The sequence below is a fragment of the Bacillus sp. JNUCC-22 genome, from assembly GCF_018861275.1.
In the GTDB taxonomy this organism is placed as follows: Bacteria; Bacillota; Bacilli; order Bacillales; family Bacillaceae; genus Bacillus; species Bacillus velezensis.
This window is the reverse complement of the sequence record NZ_CP076408.1, coordinates 3,062,627-3,087,107: the sequence shown is the minus strand read 5'-3', so window position 1 is coordinate 3,087,107 and position 24,481 is coordinate 3,062,627. Positions and strand designations below refer to the sequence as shown.

The 24,481-nt window shown below is 46.9% G+C and carries 25 protein-coding genes; 19 read left to right on the top strand and 6 right to left on the bottom strand.

Annotated elements, in window-relative coordinates:
• Window positions 1-17: 17 nt before the first annotated feature.
• Entirely contained in the window at window positions 18-392 is a 375-nt protein-coding gene (locus JNUCC22_RS15030) for a nucleotide excision repair endonuclease (protein ID WP_007410094.1), read from the top strand.
• A gap of 38 nt (window positions 393-430) precedes the next feature.
• Here the strand turns inward: JNUCC22_RS15030 and JNUCC22_RS15025 are convergent, their stop codons facing one another.
• Window positions 431-703, bottom strand: a complete 273-nt coding sequence (locus tag JNUCC22_RS15025) for a DUF1648 domain-containing protein (protein ID WP_015240532.1) — start codon at window positions 701-703, stop codon at window positions 431-433.
• Window positions 704-827: 124 nt separating this feature from the next.
• On the opposite strand from JNUCC22_RS15025, the gene JNUCC22_RS15020 reads away from it, so the two are divergent.
• The 3 genes from JNUCC22_RS15020 to JNUCC22_RS15010 are packed head-to-tail and all read left to right on the top strand — an operon-like array spanning window position 828 to window position 2,548.
• On the top strand, window positions 828-1,142 hold the full coding sequence (locus tag JNUCC22_RS15020) for a hypothetical protein (protein WP_252729705.1): 315 nt from the start codon (window positions 828-830) through the stop codon (window positions 1,140-1,142).
• Window positions 1,057-1,965 carry a sporulation-delaying protein SdpB family protein gene (locus JNUCC22_RS15015; protein ID WP_252729704.1) on the top strand — a complete coding sequence of 303 codons (909 nt, stop codon included), beginning with the start codon at window positions 1,057-1,059 and terminating at the stop codon, window positions 1,963-1,965. The genes JNUCC22_RS15020 and JNUCC22_RS15015 overlap by 86 nt, the downstream gene beginning before the upstream one ends.
• Window positions 1,958-2,548 (top strand): sporulation delaying protein family toxin, encoded by a 591-nt coding sequence (locus JNUCC22_RS15010; RefSeq protein ID WP_007410098.1) that lies wholly within the window; start codon window positions 1,958-1,960, stop codon window positions 2,546-2,548. The genes JNUCC22_RS15015 and JNUCC22_RS15010 overlap by 8 nt, the downstream gene beginning before the upstream one ends.
• 33 nt (window positions 2,549-2,581) lie before the next feature.
• Here the strand turns inward: JNUCC22_RS15010 and JNUCC22_RS15005 are convergent, their stop codons facing one another.
• Window positions 2,582-3,508: a MerR family transcriptional regulator gene (locus tag JNUCC22_RS15005; protein WP_007410099.1), complete on the bottom strand. Its 927-nt coding sequence runs from the start codon at window positions 3,506-3,508 to the stop codon at window positions 2,582-2,584.
• A gap of 196 nt (window positions 3,509-3,704) precedes the next feature.
• Here JNUCC22_RS15005 and JNUCC22_RS15000 point away from each other — a divergent pair, with 196 nt between their 5' ends.
• The 5 genes from JNUCC22_RS15000 to JNUCC22_RS14980 all read left to right on the top strand — a co-directional run bounded on the left by JNUCC22_RS15000 (window position 3,705) and on the right by JNUCC22_RS14980 (window position 8,701).
• Window positions 3,705-4,691, top strand: a complete 987-nt coding sequence (locus tag JNUCC22_RS15000; RefSeq protein ID WP_007410100.1) for an SIS domain-containing protein — start codon at window positions 3,705-3,707, stop codon at window positions 4,689-4,691.
• Between the two features lie 73 nt (window positions 4,692-4,764).
• Window positions 4,765-6,030, top strand: a complete 1,266-nt coding sequence (locus JNUCC22_RS14995) for an ABC transporter substrate-binding protein (protein ID WP_032865287.1) — start codon at window positions 4,765-4,767, stop codon at window positions 6,028-6,030.
• A gap of 36 nt (window positions 6,031-6,066) precedes the next feature.
• The gene (locus JNUCC22_RS14990; protein ID WP_023357120.1) at window positions 6,067-6,945 is read left to right on the top strand and encodes a carbohydrate ABC transporter permease; all 879 of its coding nucleotides are present in this window, start codon (window positions 6,067-6,069) and stop codon (window positions 6,943-6,945) included.
• Between the two features lie 3 nt (window positions 6,946-6,948).
• Window positions 6,949-7,833, top strand: a complete 885-nt coding sequence (locus JNUCC22_RS14985; RefSeq protein WP_003151895.1) for a carbohydrate ABC transporter permease — start codon at window positions 6,949-6,951, stop codon at window positions 7,831-7,833.
• A 13-nt stretch (window positions 7,834-7,846) separates the two neighbouring features.
• Window positions 7,847-8,701 carry a PfkB family carbohydrate kinase gene (locus JNUCC22_RS14980; RefSeq protein ID WP_032867112.1) on the top strand — a complete coding sequence of 285 codons (855 nt, stop codon included), beginning with the start codon at window positions 7,847-7,849 and terminating at the stop codon, window positions 8,699-8,701.
• A 24-nt stretch (window positions 8,702-8,725) separates the two neighbouring features.
• Here the strand turns inward: JNUCC22_RS14980 and JNUCC22_RS14975 are convergent, their stop codons facing one another.
• A complete protein-coding gene (locus JNUCC22_RS14975; protein WP_039063591.1) occupies window positions 8,726-9,454 on the bottom strand; it encodes a transcriptional regulator FrlR in 729 nt (242 codons plus the stop codon).
• Window positions 9,455-9,610: 156 nt separating this feature from the next.
• Here JNUCC22_RS14975 and ugpC point away from each other — a divergent pair, with 156 nt between their 5' ends.
• The gene (ugpC, locus tag JNUCC22_RS14970) at window positions 9,611-10,717 is read left to right on the top strand and encodes an ABC transporter ATP-binding protein (protein ID WP_039063589.1); all 1,107 of its coding nucleotides are present in this window, start codon (window positions 9,611-9,613) and stop codon (window positions 10,715-10,717) included.
• A gap of 49 nt (window positions 10,718-10,766) precedes the next feature.
• Here ugpC and JNUCC22_RS14965 read toward each other — a convergent pair whose 3' ends face one another.
• Window positions 10,767-11,636 carry an endonuclease I family protein gene (locus tag JNUCC22_RS14965; RefSeq protein WP_032869753.1) on the bottom strand — a complete coding sequence of 290 codons (870 nt, stop codon included), beginning with the start codon at window positions 11,634-11,636 and terminating at the stop codon, window positions 10,767-10,769.
• A 199-nt stretch (window positions 11,637-11,835) separates the two neighbouring features.
• Between JNUCC22_RS14965 and allC the strand changes: the two genes are divergently transcribed.
• From allC to JNUCC22_RS19560, 5 genes are all read left to right on the top strand, one after another.
• Window positions 11,836-13,077 carry an allantoate deiminase gene (allC, locus tag JNUCC22_RS14960; RefSeq protein WP_061047100.1) on the top strand — a complete coding sequence of 414 codons (1,242 nt, stop codon included), beginning with the start codon at window positions 11,836-11,838 and terminating at the stop codon, window positions 13,075-13,077.
• Window positions 13,078-13,095: 18 nt separating this feature from the next.
• Complete coding sequence (locus tag JNUCC22_RS14955) at window positions 13,096-14,349, top strand: pyridoxal-phosphate-dependent aminotransferase family protein (protein WP_039063586.1); 1,254 nt, start codon at window positions 13,096-13,098, stop codon at window positions 14,347-14,349.
• A gap of 121 nt (window positions 14,350-14,470) precedes the next feature.
• Window positions 14,471-15,667 (top strand): MFS transporter, encoded by a 1,197-nt coding sequence (locus JNUCC22_RS14950; RefSeq protein ID WP_039063585.1) that lies wholly within the window; start codon window positions 14,471-14,473, stop codon window positions 15,665-15,667.
• Window positions 15,668-15,723: 56 nt separating this feature from the next.
• A complete protein-coding gene (locus tag JNUCC22_RS14945; protein ID WP_072589537.1) occupies window positions 15,724-16,857 on the top strand; it encodes a hypothetical protein in 1,134 nt (377 codons plus the stop codon).
• 125 nt (window positions 16,858-16,982) lie between these two features.
• Window positions 16,983-17,162 (top strand): hypothetical protein, encoded by a 180-nt coding sequence (locus JNUCC22_RS19560; RefSeq protein ID WP_007410112.1) that lies wholly within the window; start codon window positions 16,983-16,985, stop codon window positions 17,160-17,162.
• Window positions 17,163-17,201: 39 nt separating this feature from the next.
• Here the strand turns inward: JNUCC22_RS19560 and JNUCC22_RS14940 are convergent.
• A protein-coding gene (locus tag JNUCC22_RS14940; RefSeq protein ID WP_216061851.1) for an IS3 family transposase occupies window positions 17,202-18,352 on the bottom strand; the annotation gives its coding sequence in 2 pieces (ribosomal slippage) (window positions 17,202-18,079 and window positions 18,079-18,352; 1,152 coding nt in all).
• A 234-nt stretch (window positions 18,353-18,586) separates the two neighbouring features.
• On the opposite strand from JNUCC22_RS14940, the gene JNUCC22_RS14935 reads away from it, so the two are divergent.
• The gene (locus tag JNUCC22_RS14935) at window positions 18,587-19,714 is read left to right on the top strand and encodes a Rap family tetratricopeptide repeat protein (RefSeq protein WP_174737200.1); all 1,128 of its coding nucleotides are present in this window, start codon (window positions 18,587-18,589) and stop codon (window positions 19,712-19,714) included.
• 307 nt (window positions 19,715-20,021) lie between these two features.
• On the opposite strand, the gene JNUCC22_RS14930 is transcribed toward JNUCC22_RS14935, so the two are convergent.
• Window positions 20,022-21,617, bottom strand: a complete 1,596-nt coding sequence (locus JNUCC22_RS14930; protein WP_072589536.1) for a PucR family transcriptional regulator — start codon at window positions 21,615-21,617, stop codon at window positions 20,022-20,024.
• Window positions 21,618-21,797: 180 nt separating this feature from the next.
• On the opposite strand from JNUCC22_RS14930, the gene JNUCC22_RS14925 reads away from it, so the two are divergent.
• From JNUCC22_RS14925 to JNUCC22_RS14915, 3 genes are all read left to right on the top strand, one after another.
• A complete protein-coding gene (locus JNUCC22_RS14925; RefSeq protein ID WP_216061850.1) occupies window positions 21,798-23,162 on the top strand; it encodes an allantoinase in 1,365 nt (454 codons plus the stop codon).
• Window positions 23,163-23,234: 72 nt separating this feature from the next.
• Complete coding sequence (locus JNUCC22_RS14920) at window positions 23,235-23,588, top strand: YunG family protein (RefSeq protein ID WP_007408736.1); 354 nt, start codon at window positions 23,235-23,237, stop codon at window positions 23,586-23,588.
• Window positions 23,589-23,614: 26 nt separating this feature from the next.
• Window positions 23,615-24,466 (top strand): DUF72 domain-containing protein, encoded by an 852-nt coding sequence (locus JNUCC22_RS14915; RefSeq protein ID WP_216061849.1) that lies wholly within the window; start codon window positions 23,615-23,617, stop codon window positions 24,464-24,466.
• The last annotated feature ends 15 nt before the right edge of the window (window positions 24,467-24,481 follow it).

Here is a 24,481-nt window from a genome sequence, read left to right as displayed (position 1 = left end):
AAGAGGACGTGACCCATTTGATAAAAATAAACCTTCCTGCTCCTGATGTAACCATTACGGAACGGCAGCAGTCACCGTCGGAGAATGAACCGGCGATTAAAGCGATTTACGGTTTCATTGATTTTCACCAAATTCCGAGAGACAAAGGCGGCATCTTTATGTTTTATAACATTCATGATGAGCTGCTGTTTGTCGGGAAAGCCCGTAAATTAAGACAAAGAATCAAAAAGCATTTTGAAGACAATGTGTCGCCTGTTAAACATCACAGGGACGAAGTGTATAAAATTGAAGTATGTGTCGTAAATGATCCGATGGAAAGGGAGATTTACGAAACGTACGCGATCAATACCCTTCAGTCGAAATACAACATTGAGAAAGTATTTTATAAATAAGAAAAACCGGAGCTTAAGGGCTCCGGTTTTCTTTATGTTTACAGTGCCAGCCACATCACTGCAATATGCACGATCAGCAGACAGTAAACGATGAGGAATAGCTGGACGACCTTTTTTCTGAATAACATGCAGATCATCATGAGCACGGGAAAAATCAGGACGCCGGCCGTTTTATTGATTGATGTATTCGGACGGTTCGACACGTCATAGTGAATGGCCATATCAGCAGGAAGAAACGGATAAAACACAATCGACAGAATAAAGGCGAGAACCACAGCTCCCCACAGCACTTTATCATTCATCAAAAACATATGAACACTCCCTTTTTTACATATAATAGTATATTAGTCCGAAAAATCTAATTTATCAATATTTTACCTGTTGATTGGTGTATAATCATGTCAATGAAATTTCCATACGCTAGGAGGGTTTCAATTGACTGACAAGAAGCAAACCAGCATGTTTTCATTCTTTCTTTTTATCATGGCCGCCTGGATCATCGTTTTGTTTTTTACCGTCATCGCGGCACTGCCAAGCTCCGCCATCCAATTAACCAAGCATCAATCCAAAACCGTTTCCATGATTTATCCGCAAAGCTGGGGATTTTTCAGTAAAGATCCGAGAGAAGACAGCTTGAACATCTATCTTCTTGATGCCGATATGGATGATGAAGAATCCGCCTTGGACAAATGTGTACGGGCTTGCCAGAAGCTTAATCGCGCTCGGCACGCTGCTGACATTGCTGTTTAATCCGGCGTCTGTCTTCTTCAAAACGCAAAATCAAATGCTCAGTTTTTCCGACACGTTCAGCCTGTTTCTGCTGTTTCCCGATTTCCGTTACATTGAGATCGTCAAAGCCGTTTGTATCTGTATGTTAATCCTTGTCGTCATTGGCTGGCGGCCGCGAATCACCGGTTTTTTTCACTGGTGGATTTCGTACAGCTTCCAAAACTCCGCCGTTACCCTTGACGGAGGAGATCAGGTGGCTGCCGTTTTTACACTGCTGCTGCTCCCGCTGACATTAACCGATCCGCGGAAATGGCACTGGTCTCCGTACGAGGCGTCTTTTGAGAAAAGACCGCTTGAGCCTTATTACCGCTCCTTATGCTGGGCGACACTGACAATCATCAGAATACAGGTCGCGATGCTGTACTTTAACTCTGTCATTGCCAAACTGATGGAAGAAGAGTGGCAGAACGGAACCGCCGTTTATTACTATTTGAACGATCCGATGCTGGGTCTGCCGGATGCGCTTCACGGTCTGTTTGACTTTATCCTGCAGTCCAAGCTTGTCGTCATCCCGACTTGGGGCACGCTCATTGTGCAAACCATTATGTTCTGCGCTTTGTTCGCTCCGAAAACATATTGGCGTCTGATATTGTTTATCTCCATTTTTATGCACGAAATCTTTGCCGTTATGCTGGGGCTTACCTCGTTTTCCATTACGGTGGCTGGTATTTTGGTCCTGTTTTTGGTGCCGGCAGAGAAAACAGTAGCTTTGAACCATTACAATCCCCTTTTTATCAGATACAATTTTTTAAATAAAAGGAAAAGGAGGAAATTATTTGGTTAAAAGCAAGAAGTCCGCAGCTGCCATGATGCTGGTGTTTGTTTTAATGGTCGCATTAGTCGGCCCGCATGCCGCGGCGAAAACTGAGCCGTCGGTCTCTTATTCGGGTGAAGACATTTTTTCCGGCATCTTTTTCGGACAAGGTGAGGTCGCAAAACTCCTTCCTGAAGTATGGGATACCAAGGCTGTCAAAAAGATTGATCAGGATGAATTAAAGCAAGTTTCCGATCAGGTGATCGCTGATATTAAAAAGTCATCGCCGGATTATTTTAAAGAGTTGAAAGCGGCGGTCTACAGCGGCGATTATGAGAAAGTGAACAGCGTCATTGATCAAGGTTCGCAGATTATGGCGAAAGTGCTGAAAGAAGAGTTTGACAAAAAGAGCATGGACAAAGGAAAATCAACGGCCATCGGCCAATGCGCAACGGCTGTATGGGTATTTTTAAACGCGGCGGCCGCCATTGAGACGATCGCTCTTGCGGTAGCGGCCATCATTTTGACAGTAGCAAGCGTTGACGAAGATTCCGACTTAGGAAAAGAGCAGCTCATCGCTAATGTCGTTGACCGCATTAACGCGCAGCACTGAGGCTGAAGAAAGAAAACGCTAAGGAGACGAACCTTAGCGTTTTTTTGATTGAAGCATCTGTTTTAAATATGCTTCTGAATCAAAGCCGAGTTCCTCGTCGGCTTCTTTTTTCAGTTCAAGCTGAAGTCGCACGTACGTGTCATATTTCGGGCTGAGCTTTTGAAGAAGATTGCTGAAAGGCGATCCCTCCTTCAGCGCGGGCAGATCAGAAGCTGATTCTCCGACCTTGATCAGGCTTTCCCTGTATTCTTCATCTGTCTGCACTCTTTTCACAAGCTGAATGATGATGTTTTTATGAGTGTCCCAAGTGGCGGGGTCTCTCTCCAAAATCCGCTCGATAAATTGATCATGCTGTACTTTGTGCTGCTGGAGCTGAGCCGGATCCTCCTTGCCGACCAGCTGCATCATCGGGTGTGCAGCCGGAACTTCTTCCATATCATCCAATACTTTAATAAGCTCCGCCCATATCGTTTTTTTCTCATCTGTATCAATAGAAAAGTCGAGGAACGGTTCAAACAGCGCGGCGATAAATTCTCCGAAATCTCCCGGGAACAGTTTTTTCAGCTGAAGTCCCATATACTTCGGTTCATCTATTTTGACCTCGCCGATATCATGCAGAATTGAATCGACATTTTCCGCATCTTCCACGCGCTTGATCAGCATTTCAGTCAGTTTCCGTTCCTGCTCAAGCTCTTCAATCTGCCGGCTGAGCTTTTGATGCTGCTGGCGCAGTATATCATGCAGACTGCTGCCCTCTAAGAGGAACGCTTTAATATCGCTTACAGACAGTGCCAGCATTCGGAGGGCGGCAATCATTTTCAGCGTATTCACGTTCTGAGCGGAATACTCACGGTATCCGTTATCAGGGTTTTTGCTGACGGTGATTAAACCTTCCTGCTCATAATATTTGATGGCTTTTTTCGTGAGACCCGTCTGTCTGGCGGCTTCTTTTATATTCATTCTGAATCACTCCCTGTTTTTCATTCTAAACGTGTCTCTAAGGGTCAGGTCAAGAGAGGGCGGGAAATAAGACGGGTTTATTTTATATTTTAGAAATTTCAGAAAATATGATTGACAACGCACCTTTGTTGCGATTAATATAACGTTATATAATGTTATATAACGTTATATAATAAAACACTGAGGAGTGAAGGATTTGAGTCAAACTGCCGCACAAGTGAATCACAAAGTTCAGGCTTTCTTGGATGATCTGAAAGGAAAAACGATTGACCACGTCTTTTTCGTCGCTTGCGGGGGTTCTTCAGCCATTATGTATCCGAGCAAGTACGTGTTTGACAGAGAGGCGAAAGCCATCAGCTCTGATCTCTACAGTTCAAATGAATTTATTCAGCGCAATCCCGTTCAGCTCGGAGAGAACTCTCTCGTGATTTTATGTTCTCAGTCAGGCAATACGCCGGAAACGGTGAAAGCCGCCGGTTTCGCCAGAAAAAAAGGCGCGCTTACGATTGCGATGACCTTTGAGCCTGATTCGCCGCTAGCGAAAGAAGCCGAATATGTCGCGGTGTATGACTGGGGTGAGAATGCACAGGCGATAAATACGAATTACGGGGTTCTGTATCAAATCGTGTTCGGCGCTTTACACGTGCTGGAAAACCATCCCGCGTTTGAGTCGGCGATCGACGGACTCAATAAGCTCCAGACCGTATATGACAAAGCGCTTAAACAAGAAGCGGATCACGCAAAGGCATTCGCGAAAGCCCACGAAAAAGAAGATATCATTTACACGATGGCAAGCGGTGCGAACTACGGCGTCGCTTACTCCTACAGCATCTGCATTCTCATGGAAATGCAATGGATTCATTCCCACGCCATTCATGCCGGAGAATATTTTCACGGACCGTTCGAAATCATTGATGAATCCGTTCCATTTATTATCCTGCTCGGCTTAGACGAAACAAGACCCCTTGAAGAGCGGGCGCTTTCCTTCTCAAAAAGATACGGCAAAAAACTGACTGTGCTTGATGCGGCAGCATATGATTTTTCCGGAATTGACGATTCTGTAAAAGGCTATCTGGCTCCTCTCGTATTAAACCGGGTGCTCAGAAGCTATGCGGATGCGCTGGCGGAAGCAAGGAACCATCCGTTAAGCCAGCGGCGTTACATGTGGAAAGTCGAATATTAAGAACGCGCATTATATTTCACCGGACTATAATGATATATAACGTTATAGTCCGGTGACAAAGGAGGAAAAGCATCTGAAAAAGCTCATCTGCCTGTTCGTTCTGTTAGCCGTATGTCTGTCAGCCGCCGCCTGTTCAAGCCAAAGCAGTTCCTCTGACGGAAAAGTGACTCTGAAGTTTTTTCACAGGTGGCCGAAGGAGCCGGAAAAAAGCTATTTTGAAGAAGCGGTCAAAGAATTTGAAGCCGCTCATCCGGATATTCATATCCAAACGGAAGCGGTCTTAAACGATTCTTATAAAGACAAGGTGAAAGTCATGCTCGGAACAACGAGCCCCCCTGATATTTTCTTTTCATGGAGCGACCGGTTTGCTTATAAATTCATCAAAGGAGATAAAGCCCTCGATCTGTCGTCTTACTATCAGCAGGATAAAGATTGGTCCTCACAGCTTGTGCAGTCACAAATCAAACCTTTTACGCATGACGGAAAACAGTACGGTGTTCCGTGGCAAATGGACGCTAAATCATTCTTTTATAATAAGGACATTTTTAATTCATTACATTTGAAGCCCCCGGCGACATGGGATGAACTGATCACAGTCTCTGAGAAATTGAAAGAGAACGGATATATTCCGATCAGTTTCGGCACAAAAGCGCCTTGGACCATTTCTCATTATATCGGGACGCTGAACCAGCGTATGGTGGATGAAAAAACGCGGGCGAAGGATTACAGCCCGGAAACCGGGGAGTTTACGGACGAAGGCTATGTCAAAGCGCTTGAAAAGCTTCAGGAACTTCTGCCGTACTTTACAAAGCACGTGAACTCCGTTGATCACGAATACGTGCGCCAGCAGTTTACGAGCGGCAAAGCGGCGATGATTTATGCGGAAACGGCAGAAATTAAGCTCGTCGAACCGGTCAATCTGGGCTTGTTTCCTTTCCCGAAAATCAGCGGCGAAAAGGGATCTCCCCGTGCACTGACCGGATCTCCGGAAGGATTTATGATTTCCTCAAAAACGAAGCACCCGAAAGAAGCCATGGAATTTCTTCAGTTTTTAACCTCGAAAAAAATGGGAGAGAAGCTGATAAAAGACGTCGGTAAATACAGCGCGGTTCAGGGAACGGCGACAGAAAACAATTCCACCCCGATCCAGCGTGAAGCCGTGCAGGATATCGTCCGCGCCGAAACAATGGTGCCGTGGTTTGATATGGATGTTGACGTTGAAATCGCCGATGTGTATGCGGCAGGCGTTCAGCAGATGCTCGGCGGCACAATGACACCGCGCGAGGTGATGAATTCCGTGCAGAAAGCGGCGCGTCAAGTCAAAGCGTCATCTGAATAGAACAGATTTCTTTGGAGAAAGGAGATGAGGATTTCCTTGGTCAGCCGAAAACGTTTCATTCCGTATCTGTTTCTCGCGCCCGCGCTGATTTTTCTGCTGTTCGTTTACATTCCGATTATTGAGAATGTGTTTTTCAGTCTGTTTGAATGGAGCTCATTTCAACCCGAAAAGACGTTTATCGGTTTGAAAAATTATATTGACCTGTTTCACGATCCCGTATTTTTTACAGCGCTCCGCAACAATGTGCTGTATGCGGTCATATCGCTGATTTGCCAGGTTGGCGGCGGCTTAATTCTGGCGGCCGTGCTGGAAGACAGATTGGTAAGAAAATGGTCGCCGTTTTTCCGCACGGTCTTTTTTCTTCCGGTCGTCATTTCCATGACCGTCATTGCGCTGTTGTTTGATTTTATTTATAACCCGGAAATCGGGCTTTTGAATCAGCTGCTGGAAGCCGTCGGACTTGATGAACTGACCCGGGCGTGGCTGGGCGATGAAAACACCGCTATGCTGTCTGTCATTTTTGTGTCTCAATGGCAGTCTGTCGGTTACATCGCCATGCTGTACATTGTCTCGATTCAGAGCATTCCTGCTGAATTATATGAATCGGCGCAGCTGGACGGAGCCGGAAAAATCCAGCAGTTTTTTCACATTACGGTGCCGCAGACGAAAGAAATGTCGTTTGTTGCTGTGGTGATGACGCTGACCGGCGCATTTACCGTATTTAATGAACCGTATATTCTGACCGGCGGAGGTCCGGGCAATGCTTCAGAAGTGCTGAGCACATTTTTGTATAAGAGCGCTTTTACAAAGGATATGATGGGCTACGCTTCTGCGATCGCGACGGTGGTGCTTTTGCTGACGCTTGCTCTGTCGCTTATTCAGATGAAATTCTTTAAGACCGGAAAGGAGGAGTAGCCGATGCTTCCTGAAAAGACGGACTTGCGTCATGCCCGTCAGGCCGTCAGAACAGGCGGAAAACCGAGAAAATGGTATGTCGGGGAAACGTCTGTGTGGCTGTTTCTCTTTATCTACCTCATTGCCGTTGCTTATCCGCTGTTATGGATGGCGGTCAGCGCCTTTAAAAGCTCGGATGAGATTTTTGAGCACAGCTGGTCGCTGCCCTCTGTCTGGCATCCCGAAAACTTCGTATCCGCATGGAACCAAGGGATTTCCGCTTATTTTATGAACAGTGTCATTGTGACCGTGCTGACTTGTCTCATCACCGTATTTGTGAGCGCCTGGGCGGCATACGGGCTGGCCCGTTTTCAATTTAAAGGAAAAGGGTTTGTGCTGATCATTTGTCTTGGCGGCTTGATGCTGACGCCGCAGGTCAGTCTTGTGCCGCTGTACTCCATTATCCAGTCATTGGGACTGTACAATACGTATTGGGCATTGATTCTTCCGTACGCCGCCTACCGTATTCCGTTTACCGTGATTCTGATCCGTTCCTATTTTTTGTCGATTTCCAAAGAGCTTGAGGAAGCTGCCTATCTGGATGGATGTACAAGTTTCGGAATATTTTTCAGAATATTCTTACCTATGAGCGTGCCGATTCTGGTGACATCAGGCATTTTGACGGCTTACCATACATGGAATGAGTTTATGTTTGCGATTATTTTTATCGATGATGAAAATTTACGGACGATTCCGGCCGGGCTGATGCAGTTCAGAGATGCGCTGCAGACGGATTGGGGCGTGCTGCTGGCCGGGCTGACGATTTCTGCTGCTCCGATCATCGCGCTGTTTCTATTGATGCAGAGATATTTTATCCGCGGCATTGCTGCGGGAAGCGTGAAAGGATAAGGAGGATGAAAAGATGAAACTGATAGCGGCCGGAGATAATGTAGTAGATTATTATCAGGATCAGGAGACGTTTTACCCGGGCGGAAATGCGTTAAACGTAGCCGTGCTTGCCCGGCGCTTAGGCCACGAAACTTCTTATATCGGGATTCTCGGCAGTGATGAAGCGGCGGATCACGTATTGAATGTGCTGAAACTGGAAAAGGTGAATGCCGATCTGATCCGCCGGGCATACGGAGAAAACGGGATGGCGGTCGTCACGCTTGATGAAAGAGGGGACAGGATATTTGCCGGATCAAATAAAGGCGGCGTGCAATCGCGTCTGACGCTCGCTTTTCAGGAGAATGACATCTCATTTATCGCCGGACATGATCTGCTGCATACGAGCGTATACAGCAGGATAGAACGTGACCTCCCGATGCTGAGCGGCCATGTGCCGATTTCCTTTGACTTCTCTGTAAAACGTGACGAAGCCTATTTAGAAGCGGTCTGTCCGTACGTGACGTATGCGTTTTTTTCCGGGAGTGATTTGAGTGAAAGTGAATGTATGCGGCTTGCCGAAAAAGCCCGCGGTTTCGGAGCGAAAATCGTCTGTCTGACAAGGGGGGAATATGGCGCGGTGTTATCGGATGGGGAACGCGTCTATCATCAGCCGGTGGTAAGAGCTGATATAATAGATACATTGGGCGCGGGTGATTCTTTTATCGCCGGGTTTCTTACCGATTTCTTCGAGCATCAGGATATTCGGCGAGCGCTTACTGCGGCCGCCGGGACGGCTGCCAAAACATGCGGAGGGTTCGGAGCGTTCGGTTACGGGCATCCCTACAGGCCGGGCGGCGGGAAAAGCAGTGAAAAAACGAGAATACGATAAGCATTGTCTCGTTTTTTATACTTGTTACGCATAGGGACTGTTAATGGTAAACGTGACGCGGTCGGTATGCATTAAAAACAGCGAGCTGTATATCGGCTTGTCTTTTGACATAAATGCGGTTTTGTCAATTTCAAAAAGCGCATCCCCGATATCACAAGCCAGATAGCGGCTTTCTTCCTGCTTGGCGTATACGACATTTAACAGCTTCGTATTATGGGTGGGCACCACCTGATAGTGCTGTTTCAAAATGTCATGCATCGACACGCCGCCTTTAATATGCTTGCCGATGTCGGGAAATAAACTGAGCGGATAGTGGGCGAGTTCGAATGAGAGCGGCTGGTCGTCGTGAAATAAAATGCGTTTTAATTCAAGAACGGGACTTTCGGAAGCGACGCGAAGTTTTTGGGCGATGGATTTAGGCGCTTCAATGGTTTCATGGGAAAGGATCTGGTGTTTCGGTTTTTTCCCCGTTGATTCCATAAATTCTGAGTAGCCGTTGACCGCGATGAGCTCCCGCTTCAGTTTAGGGCTTTTAACGAACGTTCCCTTTCCCTGCTGCCGGACGAGCCAGCCTTCTTCCACAAGATCAAGGATGGCCTTCCTGACCGTTATGCGGCTGACGTTGTACGTTTCGCACAGCTCATTTTCAGTCGGCAGTTTTACGGACGGCGAATAAACGCCCTTCTTGATATCGTCCGCGATAATTTGTTTCAGCTGAATATATAAAGGTTTCGAGCTCCCGTTATTTAACAATGGGACGGACCTCCTTTGTCAAGTAGTAGTACTATTATATGTATTATGACGTTATAATACAAATTTGCTTTTCATTTATGAATCTATCAGAAACCCCCGAACATTTTTAACATAACAGAAAGATGTGGCGGTTTCCAGTATTGGAGGAGGTTTCGAATGGCATCATTAACATTTGACCATGTCAAAAAAACATACGGCGCCCAATCGGCGGCAGTGAAGGATTTTCACTTAGATGTAAAAGATGAGGAGCTGCTGGTGCTAGTCGGTCCCTCCGGCTGCGGCAAATCTACGACACTCAGAATGATTGCCGGACTGGAGAGCATTTCTGAAGGGAAGCTTTATATCGATGGAGACGCGGTGAACGATCTGCCCCCGAAGGATCGCGATATCGCGATGGTTTTTCAGAATTACGCGCTGTATCCCCACATGACGGTGTTTGATAATATGGCGTTCGGTTTGAAGCTCAGAAAGCTGCCGAAAAAAGAAATCGCAGAGCGAGTCCGGACGGCCGCTGATATTTTGGAAATCGGGCATCTGCTCAAGCGGAAACCGAAGGCTCTTTCAGGCGGACAGCGGCAGCGGGTTGCGCTCGGCCGGTCGATCGTGCGGGAGCCGAAAGTGTTTCTGATGGACGAGCCGCTTTCCAACTTAGATGCGAAATTGCGAGTGACGATGCGCGCCGAAATCAGCAAGCTCCATCAGCGTTTGAAAGCGACCATCGTTTATGTGACGCATGATCAGACGGAAGCGATGACAATGGGCGACCGGATTGTCGTGATGAATGAAGGAGATATTCAGCAGGCCGCAAGCCCCCATGAGATTTATCATTATCCGGCGAATCTGTTTGTGGCGGGTTTTATCGGTTCTCCGAGTATGAATTTTATAAAAGGCGTCATTGAAGAAAGTCACGGGCAATGGTATTTTGCCGGTTCGTCCGTTCGTCTGCCCATTCCGAAAGAAAAAGCGGCTGTTCTTGTGCAGAAAGGATACAGCGGTAAGGAGATGATTGCGGGGCTGCGTCCGGAGCATTTGACGCTTGCCGGACAATCAGAGCACCCGCCTGAAGCGGTGTGCCGCGCTGTGGCGGAAGTATGTGAAAACTTAGGCGCGGAGATGTACGTTCATGCGGTGAGCGGAGATGACCGCATGACGATCCGTCTTGACGGCGCATCACAGGTGAAACCCGGCGATGCCATTCTGCTTGCGGTCAATATGAACCGGGCCGTCTTTTTTGATGCCGACACTGAAAACGCCGTATATTGAAAAAGGGAGCCTGATGATCGGGGCTCCCTTATCACTTCTTATGATACGATTACCAGATTTCGTCCGCCCATTCCGGATGGTCGATAAACGGATTGCGGTTATGCTGATAGTCTTCGTAAATGATTTCGTTCCGCCGTTTTTCCTTACTGTCGACGGGGTCTTGTTGATTCCATTTGAGCAAAACGGACAGTTTTCCCATGTAAGGAGCTGAGCCGTTTCCGGTTTTATCATTCAGCTCAAGGTCGGGATACCCGTCGTCTCCTTCATAACGCACCGCCATGTAAAACAGCATGCGGGCGACGTCTCCTTTAACCTCATCGCGCGGCTCCCAGGAATCGCCGTCGTAATAATTGCCCGGCGCTTTCGGGTATTCTGAGCCGCCGTTATCAAAATCCATATTTCCTCTGGCACTGTTCACCTGAACGTCTGCAGGGCGCAGATGATGAATGTCCGTCCCGGGGCCGGCAGCTGTTCCGAAGTTTCCGTGTGACTTTGCCCACACGTGTTCGCGGTTCCAGTCCCCGGCGCTGCCGCCGTTTTTACTTTTGGCCCGTGATTCCTGGGTGTAGAGCAAGATGACATTGTTCGGGTTTGCCGGATCTTCGTCAGTTTCCTTCAATGCATTCCATACTTGGCTGTAAGACAGCTTTGTATGTCCGCTGATGATGCGGTGCAGGGCGCTCTTTAAGGCCGTTCCGCTTTTTCCGGAAGCTTCTTTGTAATATGTGTCCGTATCCGCAGACGGAGTGATGACAGCTGAGGCAGTTTGCGGAAAAAGAGTTGTGCCGCCGGCAGTTGAAACCGCCATCCGGCTGTACAGATTCGTGTCAGCCGGCGCGCCCGCAGAGGCTGACGGCGCGGCCCATCCAAAAATGAAAAACAGGCAGACAATCGGCAGAAACCAAAGTTTTTTTGTCATGACTTGCCCTCCTTTACCTCTATTATCCAAAAAATAGATCTAATATTCTATCTTTTTTGAAAAATGGTTCCTTCGGCTTATTGGTCAAAGTATCCGGAAAATCATTGATTTTTTAGAGGATATGATAATGAACTCATTATGCGCTCCTTCTATAATGAAGATCATCTTGTCAGTTTTTCAGTTTAAAAGGAGGGCGTGTATGGAACATCAGCAGCTTTCGTCGGCGAATATCGGGATTTCCGATGACATACAATGGCTGTCTCAATTCGGCGCTTCCGCTTCCGGCGGAGTGACGAGGCTTTTATATACGAAAGAATGGATGGACGCCCAGCTTGCCGTCAAAAAGAAAATGGAGGCGTTCGGGCTGGAAACGGCATTTGACGATGTCGGTAACGTGTTCGGCCGGCTGAGCGGCACAGAATCACCTGATGAGGTGATTCTGACCGGGTCGCATATTGACACCGTTATTGACGGCGGCAAATATGACGGTGCGTTCGGCGTGCTGGCGGGCATGCTGGCGATCCGGCATTTGCATGAGACGTGCGGGCGTCCGAAAAAAACGCTGGAGGCTGTGTCGCTCTGTGAAGAGGAAGGGAGCCGTTTTCCCATCACCTATTGGGGCTCAGGCAATATCACCGGTGCTTTCTCGCTTTCAGATGCGGAAACGCCGAAAGACGCGTCCGGCATTTCTCTGAAAGAAGCCATGCGGCAGAACGGCTTCGGTGCAGGCCGTTATCCAGCACCGCTGCGCACAGATATCAAAGCCTTTCTGGAAATTCATATTGAACAGGGGCAAACGCTTGAACGATCGGGAAGGGATATCGGGATTGTCACCGGGATTGCCGGACAGAGACGCTATACCGTTACGCTTGACGGTGAATGCAACCATGCCGGCACCACTTCGATGAAATGGCGGAAAGATCCGCTCGCGGCGGGAAGCAGCATCATCCATGAACTCATGCTCTCAGCGGAAAGACAGCCGGAAGAGCTCCGCCTGACGTGCGGGAAAATGACGGTTGAACCGAATATGGCGAATGTCATTCCGGGCCGTATCCAGTTTTCCGTTGATATTCGCCACCCGGAGGAAGACGTGCTGGCAGCCTTCCATCAGAAACTGGTGTCGATTGTTGAAAACATCAGCCGCAGCAAAGGAGTCAGGCCCGTTATTGATGAATATATGAGGATAGAGCCGGTTCAAATGAATCAGACACTGACGCGAACCGCAGCGGAGGCTGCAAAAGAACAAGGGGCGGACCCGGAGAAAATCGTAAGCGGAGCGGGACATGACGCCCAGATGCTCGGCAGAACCTTTCCGGCCTGCATGCTGTTTGTACCGAGCCGTGGCGGGATCAGCCACTCGCCGCTTGAATTCACACCCGCACATCAGCTTGAAACCGGCGTCCTTACGCTGGCGAATGTATTACATAAACTTGCCTATTAACGTAAAGGGGGAATCGGCGTGCCGACCAGAAAAGAATTGTGCATTCCGCAAAGAACCATTATGACACCGGGACCGACAGAAGCTGAACCGAGAGTGCTGAGGGCGATGGGCGCTCCGATCATCGGCCAGTTTGACCCGGCATTTACCGGCATCATGAACGAAACGATGCAAATGCTCCGTGAATTGTTTCAAACGGAAAACCGCTGGGCCTATCCGATTGACGGTACATCAAGAGCGGGGATTGAGGCTGTTCTCGCAAGTGTGATAGAACCGGGCGACAGCGTGCTCGTTCCGATATACGGACGCTTCGGATACCTGCTGACTGAAATCGCCGAGCGGTACGGAGCGGACGTTCATACGATCGAGTGTGAATGGGGAACGGTCTTCCGGCCTGAAGAGATTATCAGCGAGATGAAAAAGATTTCCCCGAAAATCGTCGCTATGGTGCACGGAGAAACATCAACGGGGCGGATTCACCCGCTGAAAGAAATCGGGGAAGCGTGCCGCGCCCAAGATGCACTCTTTATCGTGGATGCCGTGGCCACGATTGGAGGCTGCGCCGTAAAAACGGATGAATGGAAGATTGACGCAGTCATCGGGGGAACGCAAAAATGCCTGTCGGTCCCCTCCGGAATGGCGCCGATTACTTATAATGACCGGACGGCAGCTGTCATTGCCGCGCGTAAAAAGGTAGAACGGGGCATTGCGACGGCAGCTGACGGCAAAAGGCTGTCCGGTCATCGGCCGGTTACGAGCAACTATTTTGATCTGAGCCAGCTCGAAGATTATTGGAGTGAAAGAAGGCTGAATCACCATACAGAAGCGACAGCAATGCTTTATGCGCTGCGGGAGGGTGTGCGCCTTGTCCTGGAAGAAGGACTTGAAGAACGGTTCCGCAGGCATCGGCGTCATGAAAAAGCGCTTACGGCGGGACTTGCAGCGATGGGCCTTGATTTATTCGGCGATCCGGAGGCGAAGCTGCCTGTCGTCACATGTGTGAAGATTCCGCCGGAAGCAGACGGCGAATCGATCAGAAGGATGCTTTTGTCTCAATTCGGAATTGAAATCGCCAGCTCATTCGGTCCGCTGCAGGGGAAAATTTGGAGAATCGGAACGATGGGCTACAGCTGCAGAAAGGAAAATGTGCTGTTTGTGCTGGCCGGACTTGAAGCGGTTCTGATCAGACACGGAGTTGCCGTTAAAGCCGGGGAAGCGCTGCAGGCGGCCCTTAACATATATGATCTGCCGGCTGAAACCGGTGTGCTGTCATGAGACATGAAAACGAGATTGAAATCATCTGGACTTTTTTCCCTTTTCCCCGTTATACTGAATGGTATAAAAAATGACAAATATGGAACGATCATCTGTTTGTCTGGGGAGAAGGTAAGAAATCATGGCGTACATGGGCCGATTGTCAATTTTAATGCTGAATATGTTTATTGCGATGCTTGGAATCGGATTGATTATTCCGATTATGCCCGCATATATTACCGAATTCGGAGCGACGGGGAGCACGATGGGTCTGCTTGTTGCGGCGGCGGGGCTTACACAGCTTTTATTTGCGCCTATTGCCGGGGAAATAACCGACAAATACGGACGGCGGAAACTGATTATTTTCGGCATCGCCGCCTTTGCCGTGTCACAATTGATCTTCGCTTTTGCCGGAAGCCTGTGGCAATTGTTCGCATCCCGCCTTTTGGGCGGAATGGGCGCGGCGTTTTTAATGCCGTCAATGTTCGCTTACATAGCGGATATTACGACCGAAGAAGAACGCGGGAAAGGAATGGGGCTGTTCAGCGCGGCGATGACGCTCGGTGTCGTCATCGGGCCCGGTGTCGGAGGCTATTTGGTTCATTACGGCATGTCTGTGCCGTTCATCGTGTCTGCAAGTCTCGCCTGCTTTTCAACGGTGCTTTCATTTTTCTTTCTGCCTGAAACGCTGGGACGTGAAAAGCAGCTGGAAGCCCGGGCAAAAACGGAAAAACGTGAGCATCTGTTTAAGCAAATGTCACGCGCGCTCAAATCGCCGTTCGCGTTTATGCTGATTCTGGTTTTTGTGCTGAACTTCGGAATTATGAACTTTGAATCTGTTTTCGGCCTTTACGTTGACCATAAACACGGATTTAAAGCGTCTGATATTGCCTTTATTATTACGGCTGCGGGTCTCATCGGCGTGTTTGTGCAGGCGGTCGGCGTCAGTTATCTCGTCCGCAGGTTCGGGGAAAAACGCGTGATTAACGTGACGTTGATCGGGGCTGCTGCAGGACTTGTGTGGTGCCGGTTTGCGGGTTCATATTGGGCCGTTTTTGCCGCGGCAATCTTTTTCCTGACGCTGACATCGCTGCTCCGGCCGGCGGTTAACACGATGCTGTCGAAGCTCGCCGGTGACCAGCAGGGGTTTGCCGGCGGGATGAACACCTCATTCATCAGCTTAGCGAATATCGCCGGACCGTCAGCCGCCGGTTTTCTCTTTGATGTAAATATGGAATTTCCGTATATGCTGGGAGCGGCCATTCTCACCATCAGTTTTCTGGCCGCGCTTGGCTGGGGCAAAAAGACACAGACCCGGCCGTTCACGCAGCAAGGATAGAATCAAAAGCCTCCGGGTATCCGGAGGCTTTTTGCTATCTCATAGGGAGGAAAAAAATGAGTAGACTTAAAACCCTGTTTATTTTCATTTGTATACTGATCGTCACAACCTCTTGCGGTCTCATCCAAACTGGGAATGAAAAAGAGGAAAGAAGCAGCAATAAAAAGACTGTATTAAAGGATATTGACAATGCAAAATTTATTGTTGGTTTTTCTAACACTTTAGATAGGGGAAGTGAGATTGGGGTTTACAGTGAAGATGGTATTAAAATGGATAGCTTGGAATTGAAAGATGGTATAAATTTCACGATGTCTTCATATAACAAAAACGATACGTTCTTCTCATCAAATAGAAGCAATAATCACTTGATGATAGACAATAAAACCGGAAAAATAAACAAAATAAATGAAAAGAGTTTGTCAAAAACAACTGAGGATGAAGGTGCTTTCTTTATAAATAGTTCTGACGGTTATATCATCCATGACATTAACGTTGGATATACAGACAAAGGGCTGGAAAGTGAACTGGTATATTGGAAGGGAAACAGCCGAAAAAACAAGAAACAAATAAAGCTTGACGGAGAACTTGGATCAGCAATCGTCGCTAAAAATAAAATTTATGTCATTTCAAGTGATGAAGAAAGTATGTCCATCCTTTCAATTAACCCAGAGACAAATAAGCAAGAGAACAAGGCATCCATCCCGAATAAAGGGATATACTTCATGGATGAAAAGGATGCATTCCAAGCTCTAGATGAAAATACATTTGTACTGGCAGTTAATGATAACGTGAATGAGAAAGAGAATTCTAAGCTCATATTAATAGACAGAGAGACTCTTAAGGTAAAAAAAGAAGTCGAGATGGAGAAAGGGTTTCATCCTGCAAAATTGAAAATATTAAAAGATAGCATCTTAGCTGTTTCTTTTGAGGGGAAGCTGCAGGTGTTTGATAAAAAAATGGTTAAGAAAAAATCTTTTGATTTTTATGCTGGGGATGATAACAAATTAATGAATGATGTTCAATTCAATGACAGAGAGATGTATGTTTTACTCAAAAACTTTGATATCCAGCGCGATAAGAAGCTTGGAGACATCACGTCTTATGATTTGAAATCAGGCAAAAAGCTAAAAACAATCCCGCTAAAAGTAAACAAAGAGTGGGAAATTGCACGTTTTGAAATTTTAAAATAAGTTGAGATGATTAGATCAGCTCCAGTTACATTCTGCATATATTATACTCATCATTACCGGGAGATTCCAGCATGGTTCAGGTTACCCTGTAAAGGGCAATAAGATAAGCGAAGGGATGGATTGACATGAATAGTATCAGGTACATATTGTATTTTGTGATTTCTTTCGTTTTACAGCTTCTCTGGTTCTTCTTAGTAAAAGAAAATTCTAATGTAACTATACTAGACATGTTGATAATGTCTCTGTTATTCACATTATTTATGTTCATCTTAGATAAATTTCTCAAAAAAAAGCAGGCTGCATAGGGACTGACCCCCGTTTTTGAGACAGGGATCAAAACACCTTTAAGCAGCCAGCTGTCGGTATGTGACCGGCGGCTGGTTGTTTAGTTTCGTTTGAATACGAATGTTGTTATAATAGTGTATATAGGTTTCGACAGTTTGTTCTACGATGGTCGTCGTAGTGCTTTCCAACCTGTCGAGGTAGAACGTTTCAGACTTTAGTGAGGAATGAAACGATTCGATGGAGGCATTATCAGCGGGCGTCCCTTTGCGGGACATGCTCATGGTAATGCCTTTTGTTTTAACAGCTTTCTGATACTCATAAGATGTATAAACAGAACCTTGGTCACTATGTAACACACAGTTCTCTGGCAGTGCGGGCAGCTGATCAAGTGTGTGTAAGACAAAGTCTGTGTCCTGTCTATCGCCAATCGTAAAAGCAATCACTTCTCCATTGTATAAATCCAATATACTGGAAAGATACAATTGTTTCTGCCCATAAGGCAAATATGTGATATCCGTTACTAGCTTTTCCAGAGGGCGATCAGACTGAAAGTTCCGATCCAATATATTATCGACCACGGCATATGGCTGCCCATTCTTCTTACGCTTTTTCACCTTAACCCGGCATTGCCACTGATTCTTCTGCATAATGCGCTGAACCGTTTTATGATTCATACGCATTCCCTTTTTTAATATGGCTGTGATTTTCCGATAGCCATATCGATACTTGTGTTCTCGGCACAACGTGCCGATTTGTTTTTCTAAATGGTATTTAGGGTTATCTTTCAGCAGATTCTTCTTCCAACGATAATAAGATGCTCGTGAGATACCTAAATGAATACAGATATCCTTTATGGTCATTGTGCTGCGCAATGCTTCTACAAGCTCGACTGGCGTTTCGCTATTAGCTTCCTTTCCAATTCGTTGTACTTTTTTAACACTTCATTCTGTTGTCTCAGATAACGATTTTCTGCCTGCAGTTTCTCTAATTCGGAAGAATACTCTGGACCTTTTCCATAAGAATATTGCTTTCCGACAGGTTGTTCGAATCGATGTGTGTCCCCAGCTTTATACCACCTGACCCATGTCTGCACCTGCGTCTTATTCTTTATATTCAATTCCTGCATGATCTCCTTCACAGGCACGCACGCCAATCTCATTTCTACAGCCTTCTGTTTGACTTCAACCGGATAACTCACTCTTGCCCTCATAGAAAAACACCTCCAAGTCTAATTTCGGATAACAACGATCCGTTTTCAAACTTGAAGGTGTTTTTTGTTTGTCTCATATTATGGGGTCAGTCCCCATAGGGACTGCTTTTTTTGTTGTAGACTTAAAACTCAAACCAAGATTTATGATCAAGACGAATGAAATTTTGCGGTTTTATTGCGGACATACATAATTTTGGAAATGTTAGAATATTATATAAAAGGAGGAGTGGCCTTGTGAGTTCTGTTTTACCATCATCGGAGGTTGGCGTTAAGATTAATGAATGGTACAAAATGATACGTCAGTTCAGTGTTCCGGATGCGGAGATTTTGAAAGCGGAAGTGGAACAAGAAATCAATGAGATGGAAGAAGACGAGTATCTACTGATTTACTACACCCTCATGAAATTCCGCCATCAGCTCATGCTGGATTATTTAGAACCGGTGACTACCCGTGTGAGACCGACAATTGACGAGCTGTTGGAAAAAATCGAAGCATCAAATAAAGGAATTTCCGGCCTGCTGTGCTATTATTCTTTATTTTTCCGCGGCATGTATGAATTTGATCAAAAGCAGTATGTAAAGGCGATCGGCTTTTATAGAGAGGCTGAAAAACAACTCGTTCATGTGCATGATGAAATTGAGAGAGCGGAGTTTCATTTTAAATTGGCTGAAGCATATTACGGTATGAAACAAAGCCACGTCTCCATGCATCACGTAAAGCAAGCGCTCGATATTTACGATCAGTATGAGTTGTATAAGGTCCGGAAAATTCAATGTCTATTTGTCATATCAGGGAATTATTGTGATTTTAAACGTTATGAGAAGAGTCAGCCGCACCTTGAAAAGGCTCTTAAATTATCGAAAGAGTTAGATAATAGTAGGTTGATTAGTTCTGCTCTTTATAATTTGGGTGCAAATTACGCTGATAGGGGAGAACATTCACAGGCTGAAAACTTCTTGAAACAAGCTGTTGAAATTACAGAAAAAGCAAAGCTGAGTAACTTACCTCATTCCTTGTTTTCTTATGCGAAGGTTCTTTTTAAACAAGGGAAAATGGCTGAAGGAATGCAAGCGAGTAAGAAAGGATTATCGGCAGCAGTATCCCAAGGGGATAAGCTTTTTGAGTCACTACAAGGCTATCTCAAAGCTCTTTATGTAGACGCTGTGAATCAGCAAGGGATAAACGATACGATCGAATACCTGGAGAAAAATAAGAATTATTCATATGTTGAAGACATCGCCTGTGAAACTGCTTCGATTTATGCAGATTCAAAGGAATTTGAAACGTCTTATTTTTATCATAAAAAAATGGTAGATACGCAAACACAAATTCAAAGGGGAGAATGCCTGTATGAATTTTAAAAAAAGCATCTTCATTATTTTGGGTCTGTCGTTATCTTTAGTATGCGGATTGGGTGTGAACACAGTGGAAAAAACACATGATACCTTTCAAACTGCTTCGGATCGTTTTCAGACTTGAACAGCAAAAGCCTTTTCTTCGGGAAAGGCTTTTTTAGTTTAGATTAGAGTCTGCTGAAAATCATAACTAACGGCTGATGATGTCAATGGAAGCAGATGTTGATGGCAGCATTTTTTGAGAATTAAGCTGAATCAATCCCCCTTAAATAGGATGCGGGAGAACACCCGCATCCCTGTCTCTAACGATTCCTTAACCGATCAGCCGCTGCATTCTCAGCGCGAGCCGCAGGCGCATCGTCGTCTCCGGATCTTTTAAGCTTTTGCCGAGCAGTTCCTCGCATTTTTCTAAACGATAGATCACCGTATTTCGATGGACGTACAGGCGCTTAGCCGTTTCTGAAATCTGGCAGTGGGTCTCCAGATAAACAGACAGCGTATGAAGCAGGCTCTGGTCCTCCTTTTGCCGGTCGGCCAGGCTTTGGAGGGTGGCTTCGTAAAACTTCTTCACATCTTCCGCCGGAAGCAGGCGGAGCAGCTCCGGCACGTCTTTGGCATGATAGATTTGAATAAACTCCGCGCTTCTGGACAAATGCCCGGATGAAATGGCGTCTGAAGCTTCAGTAAAAGCGTCAGGGACGTCGATCAGCTTTTGGCATATGTTTGAGATGCCGAAGGAGACAGTCCGTTTAAATTGCGTCCGGACCTGCTTTTGAAACTGCTCCAAAAAGCTGATGACAGACGCGTGCATTTCATTCCAGCTGTCTGTCGCTTCAATTAGAAGAATACCGACATTTCCTTTAATAAAGAGATGAGGGGGAAACGGGAAGGATGACAGCTCCCCTTCAAGCAGATCAAATACATGATCGGAAACGAGCTGATTTTCGGTAAAGCTGATCGTTTTCTCATTTCGGTCAAGCTTTCCGCAAATGCACATGTATTTCTGATCCCAGCGGAGCCGGAATTCTTTGGCGCGGCTTTTGATTTCTTCATGGCCGGTAAACGAGCGGTCGATGAAATTGCTGAAAAATTCATTGCGCGCCCGTCTGCTGAATTGTTTGACGGCATTTTCTTTCAGCAGTTCAAAGGAAATGACGTTAGCCGCCTGTTCAATAGTCAAAATCATGCCTTTATCAGCGGTCTGCACCAGCTCCGGTATCACCAGATAACCGCAGTTTTTTTCAACATTCAGAATCGGCAGGACAGAATACGCCTTTCTGTCGGACAGCATGGAAAAGCAGGTGAAATAAGGCCCGGAAAGGGAATAACAGATGTTTTTCAATACAGACGTGTCAATGGGTATGCGGTGGGACGATGATAAGAGTTTTGTATGCTGATCCAAAAGCAGCACGGGAAGCCGGAGAATGTCTGAGAGCTTCTTAAGCAGGGATTGCAGCCCTTTGCCGCTCATGATGTGGTTTGTGAATTTTTTATGGGCGTAAATGGCCTGCTGGAGCTCATTTGAACGCATATCAAGAATATGGCTCAGTGTGGCGTTGACGATATCTCCGAGCCTGATGTCTTCCGGCAGCTCAATAATCGGAAATTCATACCGGTCGGCAAGCTCCGCGGCATCTTTCGGAATGACATTAAGATAACGCTTCGTTTTGATCCCCAGTCCCGCGCAGCCCCGTTTTGCCATGAGGCGGATCAAATCTTTCAACAGCTGCGGGCGGTCCTTCAAGTGGTAAGCCGTCGTGACGAGCAATTCGTTTTTATGTAAAAAATCAGCGATGTCCGGCGCATCCATCATGTTGACGTGCTGCACCTCCCTCCAGCCGCCGGATTTGCCTGCGATTAATGCGGCCCGCTCATAAGCGGGAATCTTCATCACGTCATAAATGTTCATCAGTCAGTCTCCTTTCAGGTTCTAAAGACAACCATTGGTTAATATGAATAAAAATCATCAAAAATTATAGCGGTTTTACTGATGTATTACGATCATAGTAGCAGTAAACTGGCAATCATAGACGCATGTTGTGATAAAAACTGACAGAAAAATCGTCATCCTTACAGGGAGGAAGATAAAATGGCCTATGACGTAATTGTAAAGGGTGCGAAAGCTGTGCGAAAAGGCGGAACAGAGCGGGCTGATATCGCCGTCAAGGACGGGAAAATTGCCTTGATCGGACCCGGCATTGACGAAAACGCGGAACAAGTGGTGCAGGCGGACGGCATGTATGTGTTTCCGGGCGCGGTCGATTGTCACGTCCATTTCAATGAACCCGGCCGAGAAGAATGGGAAGGCATTGAAACCGGCTCAAACATGCTGGCTGCCGGCGGCTGTACGGCTTATTTTGATATGCCGCTTAACTGCATTCCTTCGACGGTAACTGCTGAAAACCTGCTGGCAAAGGCGGAAATCGCCGAACGGAAGTCAGCGGTTGATTTTGCGCTTTGGGGCGGTTTGATGCCCGGGTATACCGAACATATCCGGCCGATGGCAGAAGCGGGGGCAATCGGGTTTAAAGCGTTTCTGTCTAAATCGGGAACGGATGAATTTCAATCAGCCGATGAACGGACTCTTTTAAAGGGAATGAAGGAAATCGCGGCGTGCGGCAAGGTTTTGGCCCTGCACGCAGAAAGCGACGCCCTCACCCGATTCCTTGAAGCCGAGTACGCGCTCCAAGGGAAAATTGATGTCCGCGCTTACGCTTCCTCCCGTCCGGAAGAGGCCGAATGCGAGGCTGTGCAGCGGGCGATTGAATATGCAAGAGCGACGGGATGCGCGCTTCATTTTGTACATATCAGCACGAAACGGGCCGTGCTCTCCATTCAGCAGGCGAAAAAAGACGGATTGGATGTCACCGTTGAAACGTGTCCGCACTACTTATTATTCAGCTTTGAAGACTTCCTCAAAAAAGGGGCGGCCGCCAAATGCGCTCCGCCGCTCCGCTCAGAGGCTGATAAAGAGGAATTGATCGGGGTTTTGGCAGAGGGCCTGATTGATATGGTGTCTTCGGATCATTCTCCCTGTCATCCGTCTTTGAAACGCGAGGATAATATGTTCCTGTCGTGGGGCGGGATCAGCGGAGGCCAATTTACGCTTCTCGGCATGATTCAATTAGCGATCGATCATGGGATTCCGTTTGAACATGTGGCCCGATGGACGGCCGAAGCACCTGCCAAGCGCTTCGGGTTAACGAATAAAGGCCTGCTTGAAGTTGGATTTGACGCTGATTTTGCCATCGTCCGGCCGGAACCTTTTACTGTCACAAAAGAAACGATGTTTTCCAAACATAAGCAAAGCCTGTATGAAGGCTACACCTTTCCATACCAAATTGCTGCGACCTACAGCAAGGGACGCTGTGTGTATCAGGATGGCGGCCGTAAGCAGAGCGGGGCTTTCGGAACATTCCTGAAGCCTTCTGAAATAAAAGAGCCGATTCTCTGATGAGAATCGGCTTTTTTTGTCGTTTGGAAAGCGGGTCTCGTGGTATCTTTTTATAAAAAGGAGTAAAACACATTGTATGATCAAATCTTGAACATATTAACGGCATCCTGGTCGCGCAAGACCAGTACAAAATGGACGGAAGATTGCCCGGCCAAAGGCCAGTGCGGCGTAACGGCTTTAGTCATCCAAGATGTTTACGGCGGTGACATTCTCAAAACAAAAACCGGCACAAGCTGGCATTTTTATAACCGGATAGACGGGGAGATATATGATTTCACGAGCGGTCAGTTTTCAGAGCCGATCGTCTATCAGCACATTCTTTCATCCAGGGATGAGGCATTTTCGGACACCAATGAACATCAATACCGGTTCCTGAAAAGTGCATTCAGAAAAAACATGGAAACAGAAAGAGAAAAACACCTGTGATAAACTAGAGTGAGAGGTGAAGGATTGTGATTTATATCGGACTGACGGGGTGGGGGGATCATGACAGCATCTATCCGCCTAAAACAGCGGGCCCGCAAAAACTGCAGGCGTATTCCTCCCATTTTCCCATCGTTGAGCTGGACGCGAGCTTTTACGCGATACAGCCCGCCCGCAATAATCAAAGATGGGTCAAAGAGACGCCGGAATCTTTTCAATTTGTCATTAAGGCATATCAAGGAATGACGGGCCATCAGCGCGGCGATATTCCCTTTGAATCGAAGGAAGAAATGTTTGAGGCGTTTAAGCTGTCATTATCGCCGTATATAGAGCATGGAAAGCTTGCCATGGTGCTGTTCCAATTCCCGCCGTGGTTTGACTGCAAGAAAGAAAACGTCGCATATTTAAGATGGTGCAGGCAGCAGATGGGCGATATTCCGTGCGCGCTTGAATTCCGCAACCGGTCTTGGTTTTCCCCGCCATTTTATGAACAGACGCTTTCCTTTATGAAGGAGGAAGGCTGGATTCACAGCATATGTGACGAGCCGCAAATCGGCGAGGGCAGCATTCCGACCGTCCTGAAAGCAACGGATGAAGAAAAAACGCTTGTCCGTTTTCACGGGCGGAACAAGCAGGGCTGGATCAAACCAGACGGCGGACAAAACTGGCGTGAGGTCAGATATTTATACCGCTATAACAAACAGGAGCTCAAAGATTGGAAAAACAATCTTCAGGAGCTGAAAAAACAGTCGCGCAATCTGTATGTGCTCTTCAACAATAACTCAGGCGGAGACGCCGCCGATAACGGCCTTGAGATGCTTGAAATGTTAGATATCTCATATACCGGGCTTGCTCCGAAGCAGCTCGACCTATTCAGCTAGAAAAGAGGTTTCAAG